This is a genomic window from Pseudoalteromonas sp. TAP-3C (assembly GCF_059888565.1).
In genome coordinates this window covers 803,655-816,462 of sequence record NZ_CM187618.1, presented here as the reverse complement: position 1 = coordinate 816,462, position 12,808 = coordinate 803,655, and the positions used below count along the sequence as shown (strand labels likewise).

Here is a 12,808-nt window from a genome sequence, read left to right as displayed (position 1 = left end):
AAATTGACACTACGCTGAAATTGCAATAACTATTCCAAGTTATAAGGTTAGTGATTAATACTTAAATTCATCAGGGATGGGGAGTTTTTTATTTAGCGCAACAGGACGTTTGCCACGCCCTTTTTTAAATCGCTTAAGCTGAAAAACATAAGCAAGCACTTGAGCAACCGCAGTAAATAATTGATCTGGTATTTGCTCCCCCACCTCAGCGGTATGATAAAGCGCTCGAGTTAGCGTGGGAGATTCAACAATAGGAACTTCGTTACCTATTGCAATTTTTCGAATTTGCATCGCAAGCTCATCCACCCCTTTAGCAAGCACTATTGGTGCGCCCGCACGCTCGGTATCATACTTTAACGCCACAGAGTAATGAGTAGGGTTGGTAACAATAACGTCAGCATCAGGTACGTCCTGCATCATTCGCTTTTGCGACATTTGTCGTTGCGTTTGCCTAATGCGCGCTTTTATTTGCGGATCACCTTCAGAGTTTTTATATTCATCTTTCACTTCTTGCATCGTCATTTTAAGCTCTTCATGGTGCTTATGACTTTGAAAGGGGGCATCAATAGCGGCAATAACAATCAAGGTGCAAGATAACCCCAAAAACATCCATGCTAAAATCTCAAGGGCATGAATTATGTTCCCAGGCGCACTTTCTATGCTCAAATGAAGAATTTCATCAAAAAAGGTGTTAATTAAAAATATTGCAAAACTCGCCACTAAAAAAAACTTTAATAATGACTTAAGTAACTCAACGGCAGCTTGAGGGCCGAACATCCGCACAAAGCCTTTCATTGGCGACATTTTACTGGCCTTGGGCGCCGCAGCTTGCCAGCTAAAATTAAAACCACCCAATAAAGTATTACCAATAAAAGCAGCCAATACAATAATTAATACAAACATAGACATAGGAAATAAAAGTACATCGGCTACTTCACTCCATACTGCAAACATTTTAGTGGTGTCGTAAGTTTCATTGCGATTAAGGCTCAGCATTCGGCCCATAATTCGATACAAACCTTTACCAATTTCAGGCCCATACATTAACAGAGAAATTGCAGAAAAAATAAGTACAAACATAGTACCGAGCTCTTTTGAACGAGCAATTTGGCCTTTCTTTTTTGCATCGTCAATTTTTTTCGGTGTAGGTTCTTCGGTTTTTTCTTGACCGGAATCTTCAGCCATGACGCTCTCCTAAGGTGAACAACCAACGAGAGTACACATTAGCTCAACCATTTTTAGCCATTGAAACTCAAATTGAGTAATAAAATTACCGAGCGTTGCCCAAATAATAACCAAGCCAGCAACTAAGGTAAACGGGAAGCCGATAGAGAAAATATTTAATTGTGGCGCAGCACGGGTCATAATACCAAAAGCCATATTAATAACCAGCATAGCCGTCAGTGGCGCTAACGATAACACAAGAGCTGTGGTAAACATCCACCCCCCCAAGTAACTATGTCCCAATAATGATCGACCGCCCACCAACTCCCATCAATAGGTAATACCTCAAAACTATGAACTACCATTTGAATCATCATTAAGTGGCCATTAAACACAAAAAACAGCAAAGTGGCTAAAATAAGATAAAACTGCCCTACGGCGGGAACACTCATGCCATTTGAAGGGTCAACAACGGACGCAAAACCTAAACCAGTTTGCATAGCAAGTATTTGACCTGCCAGTACAAATGTATTGAGCAATAAGGTGGATGCAAAGCCAATGGCGATACCAATTAACATTTGTTGTAATACCACTAATATCATTTCAAATGAGAATAAATTAGTAAATGTGGCCGGAGGCAGTACGGGCACCACTAAAAATGTCACCACCACAGCTAAGCCCATTTTGATTCGAGTCGGTACATTTTTTGCGCCAATACCGGCCATAACCATGATCATCGAGCTAATGCGCACCAAAGGCAATAAAAAATCACTTAACCATTGAATAACAACGGAAAATGGGAACTCCATTGTTAACCTGCAATTTCGGGAATAATGAGCACTAGGCGATTAAAAAAATCCATTAGTTCTTGGGTAAACCAATGACCACCGACTATAAGCGCACCTATTGTGATTAATAAACGCGGTAAAAAACTCAGTGTTTGTTCATTAATTGATGTTGCAGCCTGAAATACCGCCACTATTAAACCTATTATTAACCCAGGCACTACCATTGCAGACACCAGTTTAATTACTAAAAACAAGGCTCCACTTAAAATATCAACAAAGACTTCGGGTTCCATGAGCGACTCCTAGCGTGACTGGTTCAATGTAAGGAGCACAACTAAGTGCCCAAACCAAAACTTTTAGCGAGCGTACCCATCACTAAACTCCAACCATCAACTAATACAAACAACATAATCTTAAACGGCAGCGATACAATCATAGGAGATAACATCATCATACCCATGGCCATCAATACCGATGCAACTACCAAATCAACAATCAAGAAAGGAATAAAAAACATAAAACCAATAATAAAGGCGGTTTGTAATTCACTGGTGACAAACGCAGGAATAAGCACAATCAGGGGGGTCGCTTGTGGTGAATCAAGCTGATCGTAACCGGCTATTTTAGCAAAGGTTTCTAAATCTTTAATACGTACCTGAGAAAGCATAAAGGCTTTCATTGGCTCTTTGGCTAAATCGAGTGCTTCAAGCGAGGTGACTTGCTCACTTAGATAAGGCTCGATTGCACGCTCGTTTATTTGCTCATAAATAGGCGCCATAATAAAAATACTTAAAAATAGCGACATCCCTAATAACACTTGGTTTGATGGTGTTTGCTGTAAACCTATCGCTTGGCGCAAAATGGCCAGTACTACAATAATTCGTGTAAAAGAGGTCATCATAATAATGGCTGCAGGGATGAAGCTCATTGCAGTCATTATCGCAAGCACTTGTAGCGTCACTGAATAGTCTTGCGTGCCATCGGCGTTGGTGGTTATGGTTAGGGCATCAATCCCCTCTGCATTAACTTCAGGAATAAACACCATGGCGAAAATGAAAAGCAGCCATTTAGTCATAATATTAATTCTTTTTATTTTGATTAAGTTGCGGGTTCAACATTTTGCCAAAACGTTTAGCCAATTCTGGTAACTCTTTTTCTTTTAGTGGTGTTTCTAGCTTATGTAAATAATTAATACTGTGTGGGGTCACCCCTAATAAATGTTGAGCATTATCTATTTCAACCACCATTAGGCGCTCTCGCGACCCTAAAGGGAGACTGCGTATCACTTTAAATTCATCGTTATTGGTTAAATTTGGATTAAGCTTTTTAACAAAAAAAGCCAATACTAAAATTAACACAACCACAACACCTAAAGACATCACCATAGAGATAATATCTGTGGTGGGTGTTGCAGCATCAGTAGCTGCAAACACAGAGTTGCTTAGGGCCAGTAGTGCTATCATCGTAATTTTTTGATCCGTTCAACCTGACTCACTACATCCGTTAGGCGAATACCAAACTTATCATTCACCACCACCACTTCCCCATGAGCAATTAATGTACCATTAACCAATACATCTAGCGGCTCACCGGCAACCCTGTCAAGCTCAACCACTGAGCCTTGGTTAAGTTGTAGTAAGTTACGAATGTTAATTTTAGAACGCCCTACTTCCATCGATATAGTGACAGGGATATCTAAAATAGTATCGAGTTTACGTTTTTCTTCACCTGTGATTTCATGCTTTGAATCATCAAGTTCATCAAGCTCGGTTACTTTAACATCGTCACTGTCGTCATTTCCCTCAGCCTCAGCAAGTGCCGCCGCCCATTCGTCCATTGTATCTTGATCATCGCTCATATTTTTAACCTTTTAATCAATTACCAGTCTAAATCAACACCGCTTGAAAGGTGCAAATCATCCTCTAGTTCTGCTAATTCTGCATCTGAATCAATTTTTTTACCGCCTTTGGTAAAAACATGCAGCTCAGATTTAACTGAATCAGGGCGTTTAATTTTTTCACTAATTTGCAGTGCAACATAATCGCGTGAACGACCCATTTTTGCTCTAAATGTAGGAAGGTCCTCTATAAACACCGTAATATGCTCTGGCATTTCAACCGGTATAATATCGCCCGTTTTAAGTTCCATAATTTGTCTTAAACTTAAATCAACCTCAAGTAACTGGGTCGATAAACCCACTTCCACATCCAGTATTTCGTCACGCAGCGCCTTACTCCAACGTAAATCAGTATCTTCAGTATCTGACTGAACACCCGCATCCAATAACTCTCTAATTGGCTCGAGCATTGAATAGGGAAGCGCAATATGAAAATCCCCTCCGCCACCGTCCAGTTCAATATGAAAAGAGCTGATCACCACCACTTCAGTTGGGCTAACAATATTAGCCATTGCAGGGTTAACCTCAGAGTCGAGGTACTCAAAAGACACGTCCATAACCGGTGCCCATGCTTCTTTATAATCTTCAAAAATTATTTTTAATAGCATTTGCACGATTCGCCGCTCAGTAGGTGTAAACTCTCGACCTTCAATTTTGGCATGATAACGTCCGTCGCCACCAAAAAAGTTATCAACCAGTATAAATACCAAGCGTGCTTCCATGGTAATAAGGCCAGTGCCTTTTAATGGACGAAAACGCACCATGTTCAAACTAGTAGGTACAAACAGGGTATGTATGTACTCACCAAACTTAATCATTTGCACACCGTTAATTGATACCTCAGCGGTGTGGCGCATCATGTTGAATAAGCTAATTCGCATATGGCGCGCAAATCGCTCGTTAACAATTTCAAGTGTCGGCATGCGACCACGTACAATACGATCCTGCGAAGAAAAGTCATACTGTAACGTACTTCCCTCACCGTTTTCGCCGTCGTGTGCATCTTCCTCATCGACTTCATCAACACCATGTAATAGCGCATCAATTTCGTCTTGGGATAATAAATCGCTCACACTGACCCCTTATTGCATCACAAAGCCGGTAAATAACACCCGCTCAATTACTTTGTTCCCTTCAACATCCATCAAAGCCGCTTGTACTTTATCAAGTGCAGTAAAGCGTAATGTTTCTTTACCCACACTGGTGCTTAATTCATCGGCTGTAGTCATAGAAAATACACTTAATAGTGTGCCTTCAATTAGTGGAATATGTTTTTTTGCTACTTCTTCATTGCCATCGCCACGCACTAATAATTGCACCTTAATTTGAACTATTCTGTCGCGACTCGCGCCAGGTACATTAAAAATAAAGGGTCTAGGCATAGCAACATATAGTGCAGTCCCTACTGATGCCGAAGAACTCTTAGGTGCGCTAGCAACTTCACTGCTCGCTGCATCCTCTGTCAAAGGTTCAGCTGATTCATCAGAGCCTGATAATAAAAAATAAGCCACCACACCAACCACAATAAGTAATACAGCAGCAATAATTATAATCAGTTTACTCTTATTTTTACCTACTTCTTCTATTTCTAAATTAGTGTCTTCAGCCATTGTATTTCCTTTATTCGCAAAGGTATTTGCTTGTTTTAGCTATTATAATAGCAGGACTTAGGCATAGTAATCTATTGATGATGACGATTGTTGTCCAGAACTACCTTTTTGCTGTTCTGGTTGCTCATTATTTACCTCATCTGCAGCGCGATTATTAGCCATTTGTCCTTGGGCATTATCCTCTTGTTGACTCGTTTGATCCTCTGCTGAGCCACCATAGGAGATACTGCTTTCACCTAACTCTAAACCTTGCTGCATCAGCAATTCACGCAATCTTGGTAGGGACTGTTCAAGCGCCTCTTTAGCTTGCTGGTTTTGCACCACAAAGTTTATTTGTGCTTGCTCTGCATCGCTTCGAATACGAATTTGCATACTGCCCATTTCTGGTGGATCTAAACGTATTTCAGCTTCTTTATTATTAATACTCAGCATGGAGCTAACACGCTGTTGGAGCATTTTGGCCGCATCACTTTTAATAATATTTAATGCTTGTAGCATAGCAGGATCAAGGCTTACTTGTTTAGCTTGGGCAGTGTTTTGTAACTGGCCTGCTTGTAAGCTCTGCGCTTCCATAATAGCTTGTTCATATTCTAATGTATCGTATTTGGCAAGCGTATTAAGCGGCTGTTTATCAAATATATTAATGATCTGAGAAAAAATTTGTGCCGCACGCGGTGGCATTTGTTCAGCATTAGTGGCGCGCATGCTCTCTTTTTGTAATGCATCAAGCTGTTTAGCAAGCTCTTTTGGGCTATCGGCCTCCATCTTTGAACCAGCTAATTTCAACTCAGGCTTAACATCAGATGAGTCCGTACTTTGCTGTGTTTTTAGAGTGGCTCCCGCTGTAATAGCAGTATTTGTAGCATTTGCAGTATTTGCAAATAACGGCCTATCTTTGGCGTTAAGCAAAGTCTCTGCGTTTAAGGCGGTCTCTAGGTCACTCACTACACGTTTTAGCGAGGTGAGTTCTTTGCTGGGTAAAGACTCATTTTTGATATACTCTTGCAATTGATTAAGAAGCGCTTTTTTCTCTGAAGTGGTTAAGGTCTTTATTTGTGTATTTATGATCTGCTCTGGCGTTTGCGGCTTTTCATTTTGAGTTACATACTTACTAAGTAACTGCTTTAAATCAGCGACATTGTCTTTGTTTATTGGCTTGCTCATCGCATCAAGCTCTGTGGTTAATTCACTTTGCTGGGCAGGGGTTAAATTTGCCAGTAATTTATCTGCTTTAACTGCATTTTCATCTTTTGACAACAGCGCCAAAACAGACGCATCTAACGATGCCTTAGTGCCTGTCGTTTCGGTCGGCTTATCTGATGGTTTAGCAGCCGCGAGTTCATTTGTAATAGTCTCATATTGTCCGGTTGTGGCAGCTGTAGCTAAAGATTTTGCGCCAAGCTGTGAAGATTCAGCTGCAGTTTTGCTTGCTGATTCAGCACCCACAGTATTTTGTGGCTGCAAAATGGCTGCATCATCAACAATTTCATCACTTGGCAAATTAATAACAATCGGTGCCAGCTTATCCTCAGGCTTAACCTTTATTTTTACACCGTCTTTGTCTATTAACTGTGCATCGCCATGAAGATTACTTTTCACTGAGGTATCAATTACCTGCGCCGCATTAATTTGTGCCAGCATAGCTTCACCACTTAGGGGTGGCTGTTCGTTACTTGGCTCTTTTAAGTCAGCTTGCTGTTCAGATTGTTGCTTTTGTGGCGTTTTGATTGGTGCATCTTGTTTTTCAGATACCTGATTTGCGAGTGCTAATTGATCAAAAAAGCCAGCATCGTTACTACTATCTAGTTTTGCTTTATCACTGCCTTTTTTAGCTAAGTATGAGTCTTGCTCAGATACTGCTAACATTGAAATATCATTCATCGCCATAAATCACCTAATAAAAGCGGCAACAGTGCACCGCACAATCATAAAAATCATTGCTTATAGAGAACTTAAGCAATTAGCATGCCTAGCCTACAGCGCTTTGTTTCTTTGATAGAACTGATTAGAAGAAAACTCATCCAGCATTTTTTGCTCATTTTTAGCCACCAGTATATCTGCTTTTAATTGTTGCTTTTCAATTAACTTAGCAACGGCTTTGGCTTTAACTTGTTGTTTTAACCATAAAGTTTTACGTTGGCTCACTACTTGTTTTGCAGTATTAACGGTACTTGCTTGTTGGCGAATAGCCTCTTCGATCTTAGCTATAAATGCATGGAAATGACTAAACCCAGCGCTCGATAAACCCGATTGCCCTTTCACATGAAGCTGTTGTGTATATTCCATTCGAAAGTCATTTAAGCCTTGCAACTTTTGTTGATTTAATTGCAAATTTTGATTGGCTTGTAAATAGCTCATACGTAACGTTTCTTCTTTGTCATTTTCAAGCTTAAGCAACAAATGCAGTTTATTTTTTGCCATTATGCTTGTCCTAATAATTGCGCGAGCCCTTGAAGACCATCATCATAACTAATTACATCTCGCATGCCTTGTTGTAAAAATGCATTCACGCTTGGCATCATGTTTATCGCTTGGTCGAGCATTTGATCACTGCCCTTTTGATAAGCCCCTAAGGTGATCATATCTTTGTTCTGTTGATACATAGAATACACTTGTTTAAGTACGCGGGCTTGTTGCATATGTGACTCAGACACCACTTGTGGCATTACTCGCGAAATCGATTTTTCGATGTCAATGGCAGGGTAATGACCACTGTCGGCTAAATCACGTGATAGTACGATATGACCATCCAAAATAGCACGGGCTGCATCCGCAATTGGATCTTGCATATCATCGCCTTCACTCAGCACAGTAAAAAAAGCCGTAATGGAGCCTTGCCCTTCCCCGCCGTTACCGGCACGTTCCACCAACGCAGGTAATTTAGCAAATACAGAAGGCGGGTAGCCTTTTGTTGCAGGAGGTTCACCAACCGCCAGTGCTATTTCACGCTGTGCCATGGCATAACGCGTTACCGAATCGAGTAATAACAATACATTTAAGCCTTGATCTCGAAAATACTCTGCAATGGTCACCGCACTCTCACAGCCTTTTAAGCGCATTAAGGGTGAGGCATCAGCGGGAGCTGCAACCACAACTGAACGTTTACGCCCTTCAACACCCAGTATTTCTTCAATAAATTCTTTTACTTCTCGACCACGCTCCCCCACTAAGCCAACCACAATTACATCGGCTTCACTGCCTCGCGTCATCATGCCTAATAATACTGATTTACCCACACCTGAGCCTGCAAATAAGCCCATACGCTGACCTTGACCTACGGTAATTACCGAATTAATAGCGCGTACCCCAACATCCATTGGTTTGCTAATAGGACGCCTAGCCAATGGATTAATCGCGTTTTGCGCAAATTTGAGAGTATGTTCTGCTTTTATTTTTCCAAGCCCGTCTAAAGGTCGGCCCAAACCATCGACAACTCGGCCAAGCAAGCTCATACCAACAGGTAAACCGGTATCGTTAACTTGGGGAATGACTCGCGCACCGGGCAACACGCCTGAAATGTGATCATTAGGCATTAAATATAAGGTTTGATCGTTAAAACCAACTATTTCAGCGTCAACAAAGCCGTTCATGGTTTCAATTTTACATTGGCTGCCCACTGGTGCTCGCAGGCCTTTGGCTTCAAGTGTTAAACCAACAACACGGGTTAAAATGCCTGCAACGGCAGGCGCTGGAATTTTAATATGCTGTTGGTATTGAGATAAGCGTTCGCTTAATGAAGTATCGCTCACAGACATGGCACGCCAATAAAAAAGTTAGATACCACTGTTATGCAAAAAACTATCCAATGTTTCTTTGACTCGCGTTTTCAAGGTCATATCTAAAGACGATAGCGTTGTTTTAACTTCACAACCACCGCGTTCTAAAGTAGGCTCTGCAATTAACTGCCAATGATTATCTTCAATAGCTTGTTCGCCATAACTGGTGTTTATCAGCGCAATATCGTCTGGATGTAGATGAATTCGGACCTTTTCTTGTTCCACATCGAGTGCATCTATGCATTTTTTCAAGGTGTGTAAAATAATATCAGGGGAGGTTTTTACTTCTTGATAAATAATCGCTTCACTTAGTACAGTAGCCAAATGTACAAGTTGCCTCTCTGCTTGCTCATCCACGTTTTTAAGCGGGTCGGTTAAATTGTCTAATAAGCTGCGCAGATTCGTTAATTGCTCATCGATTAATGGCTTAACGTCTTCTTGGCCTTGCATTTTGCCAAGTTCAACACCTTCTTTGTAACCCGCTTCTTTGCCCTCGGTTACACCTTTATCAAAACCATCAATATAGCCTTGCTCGTGCCCCTGCTTAAGCCCTTCTTCATAAGCGTCTTGACGAATACGCTCAAGCTCTGCCATCGTAAGCGAAGGAATTTCGGGTTCTTCAGGTGTTTCAACCTGTTCTTTAACGCTCTCTTTATGGTACAACTCAGCCAAAGGTGTGCCATACGCGGTAGAGCGATTACCAAAGCTACGCTCATCGGGAGCAACATCTGGTATCGGCCAGTTTTTTAATAACTCATCAGCTTCATCTGCGTGTAATGGGCGACCTTTAGAGTGACTCATAGATTATAAGAACTCCTCACCACCGCCACCACCAAGCTGAATCTCACCTGCATCAGAGAGGCGACGTGCCGTTGCTAAAATTTCTTTTTGCGCCGCTTCTACTTCACTTATACGTACCGGTGCCATGGCTTCTAAGTCATCGGCAAGCAGCTCTGCGGCACGTTTTGACATATTACCTAATAGTTTATCTTTAAGTGCATCATCGGTGCCTTTAATAGCTTTCATCAACACATCTTGTGGCACTTCACGTAAAATAGCTTGTATACCTCTATCCTCTACGTCAATTAAATTTTCAAATACAAACATTAAGTCTTGAATTTGTTGCGACATTTCTTCGTCATGCTCACGAATTGAATCCATTAATTGCCCTTCAATGTTAGTATCAAGGTAATTCATAATATTTGCCGCTGCTTTTAAGCCGCCCATTTTCGCAGCTTGCGCCCCCGCTTGACCGGCGAATTGTTTTTCCATAATTTCGTTAAGTTCTTGCAATGCTGCCGGTTGCACTTCTTCTAAATTGGCAATGCGCATGGTTAAATCAAGGCGCACTTTTTCAGGAAATTGCGCTAAAATTTCAGCCGACTGCTCAGGCTCTAAATAAGAGAGCACAATCGTTTGAATTTGCGGGTGCTCATTACGAATAATATTAGCCACCTGTTTAGAGTCCATCCATTTTAATGAATCAAGCCCTTTCGCACCTGAGCCCATGACAATTTGATCTATTAAGCTGGCGGCTTTATCTTCACCTAATGCGGCTGTAAGCGCTTTTTTAATGAAATCTTCAGACTGGAAGCCAATAGTACTAAAGCTTTGAATTTGCTCAATAAACAAATTATGAACCGCAATTATTTTAGCCTGCGACAAATCATCAATCGCCGCCATAGCCATCCCCACTTTTTGCACTTGCTTTGGCTCTAAATGTTTAAGAATTTGCGCTGCATCTTCTTCAGATAAGCTCAATAATAATATTGCTGCTTTATCGACACCATCGAGCTTATCAACATCAAATGCTTGAGGTAATTTTTTTTGTTCTTGATCAGTCATCTTCTGTTAACCACGCTTTGACTACTTGTGATGATAGTTCTGGTTCATTAGCTACCAGGGCGCGAACCGCTCTTAATAAATCTTCGTCGCCATGTAAATCTGGTAACTGTAGTTTACCATCGCTGGAGAAGCCAATAGAAGCAGAATCAAAATCATTGTTTAGCATATCTAAGGTACTATCGCCAATATCAACACCTGAGCTGAGAGAATCCTCATCGTATTCATCAAGCGTATTATCTGGGTAAATTAGGCGTTTAAGCATAGGTCTTACTACTGCCATAATCAACACAATAATAACCAGTGCACCTAATACTAAACGCAGCATTTTCATAAACCAATCTTGCTCCCATAGTGGGATTGCAAAATCAAGCGCTGAGTCTTCACGCACAAATGGCACCGTGACCACTTCAAGTGCATCACCGCGTTGCATATCAAAGCCTACCCCAGCTTGTAACAGGCGACGAATATTTGACAAGGCTTCAACCGAACGCGGAGTCATGGTTGTTTCACCGTTTTCACCCACTGTCGGTAAGTAATCAACAGCAACGGAGACGCTTATTCTGCGGATCACCCCTGTTTGCTGACGCGTATGCGAAATAGTGGTATCAAGTTCATAGTTGCGGGTTGCCTCTTTATGAGTACGACTTGGTGGAGTCGCCGTTCCTGCCCCGCCCTCCATCGCATCTTCAGGAATATCTGCATTAACAGGCGGCTGATTAGTCAGTGCCCCTGGAATACCGACCGCTAATCCGCCTATGTTATTTTCTTCAAATGTGGTTTCACTTCTTATTGCCGGTAAATCTGGGTTATACCGCCTTTGTGTTTCTTCAACCGCGCTAAAGTCCATACTTAAATCAACTTGTGCAGTGTAATTACCTAAACCAACCACTGGAATTAAGATACTGTCGATTTTTTCTAGGTATTCAAGTTCGCGTTTACGCTCTAAATCGTACTCTTTTCGAGAGCGCGCGGCCAAAGATGTTTGCGAACCTGAATTTAATAAGCGACCATTTTGATCGGTTACGGTTACGCGTGAAGGCTCAAGTCCTTGCACTGCTGAGGCTATCATATCAACCACAGAATCTACTTCTTCACTGTCTAATGAACGGCCACGTCTAAGGGTGAGTACCACAGTTGCAGAGGGTTTTTTCTCTCGACGAGCAAAAACATTTTCTTTTGGAATAGCGAGCAATACTCTGGCGCGATTAACATTATTTAGTTCTTCTATAGTGCGAGCAAGTTGTTGCTCGCGGCCGTGTTTAAGACGTTCACGCTCTAATCGTTGGCTTACTCCAAATCCCATGTCTTGCATAATAATGTCACTACCTGATGTGGGACCTTGCTCTAAACCTTCGCGGGCCATCAATAACTTAATATTTTGATACTGAGTTTCATCTACCGACACCACATCACCATCAAGTTGGTAGTCAATTTTTTGTGCATCTAAAAAATCGAGCGTTTCTATTAATTCTTGCGTTTGCATTTTGCCTAAAGGGCGCATATCTGGTTGGCGAGCCCAAATAATAACGAAAATAGCAATGGCTAAACAAATTCCCAGTGCAACAACTAGAGTAATTTGACGTAACACATCAACACCACCAAGGGCACTGAAATAGCCTGATTTTTGCTCTTGTTGATCATCATTATCACCTTGCTCCATGGTGTCATCAGCAAGTGCCAGATCTGTAGATTGATTAGATTGCGCCACAATAATTCTCCACTACCTAG

General features: G+C 41.5%; 13 protein-coding genes and 1 pseudogene. All 14 read right to left on the bottom strand.

Going from position 1 to position 12,808, the window contains the following annotated elements; genetic code table 11:
* Positions 1-54 precede the first annotated feature (54 nt).
* The 14 genes and pseudogenes from flhB to fliF all read right to left on the bottom strand — a co-directional run bounded on the left by flhB (position 55) and on the right by fliF (position 12,788).
* The gene (gene flhB, locus AC6H44_RS03790; RefSeq protein ID WP_500737600.1) at positions 55-1,185 is read right to left on the bottom strand and encodes a flagellar biosynthesis protein FlhB; all 1,131 of its coding nucleotides are present in this window, start codon (positions 1,183-1,185) and stop codon (positions 55-57) included.
* Between the two features lie 9 nt (positions 1,186-1,194).
* Positions 1,195-1,973 (bottom strand): annotated as a pseudogene (fliR, locus tag AC6H44_RS03785) (flagellar biosynthetic protein FliR).
* A 2-nt stretch (positions 1,974-1,975) separates the two neighbouring features.
* Positions 1,976-2,245: a flagellar biosynthesis protein FliQ gene (gene fliQ, locus AC6H44_RS03780; protein ID WP_500737599.1), complete on the bottom strand. Its 270-nt coding sequence runs from the start codon at positions 2,243-2,245 to the stop codon at positions 1,976-1,978.
* Positions 2,246-2,286: 41 nt separating this feature from the next.
* The gene (fliP, locus tag AC6H44_RS03775; protein WP_500737597.1) at positions 2,287-3,027 is read right to left on the bottom strand and encodes a flagellar type III secretion system pore protein FliP; all 741 of its coding nucleotides are present in this window, start codon (positions 3,025-3,027) and stop codon (positions 2,287-2,289) included.
* 4 nt (positions 3,028-3,031) lie between these two features.
* The gene (fliO, locus tag AC6H44_RS03770) at positions 3,032-3,415 is read right to left on the bottom strand and encodes a flagellar biosynthetic protein FliO (protein ID WP_500737596.1); all 384 of its coding nucleotides are present in this window, start codon (positions 3,413-3,415) and stop codon (positions 3,032-3,034) included.
* Positions 3,412-3,810: a flagellar motor switch protein FliN gene (fliN, locus tag AC6H44_RS03765; RefSeq protein ID WP_500737595.1), complete on the bottom strand. Its 399-nt coding sequence runs from the start codon at positions 3,808-3,810 to the stop codon at positions 3,412-3,414. Before fliN ends, fliO begins: the two co-directional genes overlap by 4 nt.
* 20 nt (positions 3,811-3,830) lie before the next feature.
* Entirely contained in the window at positions 3,831-4,922 is a 1,092-nt protein-coding gene (gene fliM / locus AC6H44_RS03760; RefSeq protein ID WP_500737593.1) for a flagellar motor switch protein FliM, read from the bottom strand.
* Positions 4,923-4,931: 9 nt separating this feature from the next.
* Positions 4,932-5,459: a flagellar basal body-associated protein FliL gene (gene fliL, locus AC6H44_RS03755; protein WP_500737591.1), complete on the bottom strand. Its 528-nt coding sequence runs from the start codon at positions 5,457-5,459 to the stop codon at positions 4,932-4,934.
* A gap of 57 nt (positions 5,460-5,516) precedes the next feature.
* Positions 5,517-7,346 (bottom strand): flagellar hook-length control protein FliK, encoded by a 1,830-nt coding sequence (locus tag AC6H44_RS03750; protein ID WP_500737589.1) that lies wholly within the window; start codon positions 7,344-7,346, stop codon positions 5,517-5,519.
* 87 nt (positions 7,347-7,433) lie between these two features.
* On the bottom strand, positions 7,434-7,880 hold the full coding sequence (fliJ, locus tag AC6H44_RS03745; protein ID WP_500737588.1) for a flagellar export protein FliJ: 447 nt from the start codon (positions 7,878-7,880) through the stop codon (positions 7,434-7,436).
* A complete protein-coding gene (gene fliI, locus AC6H44_RS03740) occupies positions 7,880-9,214 on the bottom strand; it encodes a flagellar protein export ATPase FliI (RefSeq protein WP_500737586.1) in 1,335 nt (444 codons plus the stop codon). The genes fliJ and fliI overlap by 1 nt, the downstream gene beginning before the upstream one ends.
* Before the next feature lie 18 nt (positions 9,215-9,232).
* On the bottom strand, positions 9,233-10,036 hold the full coding sequence (fliH, locus tag AC6H44_RS03735) for a flagellar assembly protein FliH (RefSeq protein WP_500737584.1): 804 nt from the start codon (positions 10,034-10,036) through the stop codon (positions 9,233-9,235).
* A gap of 3 nt (positions 10,037-10,039) precedes the next feature.
* Positions 10,040-11,080, bottom strand: coding sequence for a flagellar motor switch protein FliG (fliG, locus tag AC6H44_RS03730; RefSeq protein WP_500737583.1), 1,041 nt, complete (start codon positions 11,078-11,080; stop codon positions 10,040-10,042).
* A complete protein-coding gene (fliF, locus tag AC6H44_RS03725) occupies positions 11,073-12,788 on the bottom strand; it encodes a flagellar basal-body MS-ring/collar protein FliF (protein ID WP_500737582.1) in 1,716 nt (571 codons plus the stop codon). The genes fliG and fliF overlap by 8 nt, the downstream gene beginning before the upstream one ends.
* Positions 12,789-12,808 lie beyond the last annotated feature (20 nt).

Coding starts and splice junctions, on each gene's coding strand:
- flhB (WP_500737600.1), bottom strand. CDS start 1,185: ATGGCTGAAGATTCCGGTCAAGAAAAAACCGAAGAACCTACACCGAAA.
- fliJ (WP_500737588.1), bottom strand. CDS start 7,880: ATGGCAAAAAATAAACTGCATTTGTTGCTTAAGCTTGAAAATGACAAA.
- fliQ (WP_500737599.1), bottom strand. CDS start 2,245: ATGGAACCCGAAGTCTTTGTTGATATTTTAAGTGGAGCCTTGTTTTTA.
- fliN (WP_500737595.1), bottom strand. CDS start 3,810: ATGAGCGATGATCAAGATACAATGGACGAATGGGCGGCGGCACTTGCT.
- AC6H44_RS03750 (WP_500737589.1), bottom strand. CDS start 7,346: ATGGCGATGAATGATATTTCAATGTTAGCAGTATCTGAGCAAGACTCA.
- fliG (WP_500737583.1), bottom strand. CDS start 11,080: ATGACTGATCAAGAACAAAAAAAATTACCTCAAGCATTTGATGTTGAT.
- fliH (WP_500737584.1), bottom strand. CDS start 10,036: ATGAGTCACTCTAAAGGTCGCCCATTACACGCAGATGAAGCTGATGAG.
- fliO (WP_500737596.1), bottom strand. CDS start 3,415: ATGATAGCACTACTGGCCCTAAGCAACTCTGTGTTTGCAGCTACTGAT.
- fliL (WP_500737591.1), bottom strand. CDS start 5,459: ATGGCTGAAGACACTAATTTAGAAATAGAAGAAGTAGGTAAAAATAAG.
- fliI (WP_500737586.1), bottom strand. CDS start 9,214: ATGTCTGTGAGCGATACTTCATTAAGCGAACGCTTATCTCAATACCAA.
- fliP (WP_500737597.1), bottom strand. CDS start 3,027: ATGACTAAATGGCTGCTTTTCATTTTCGCCATGGTGTTTATTCCTGAA.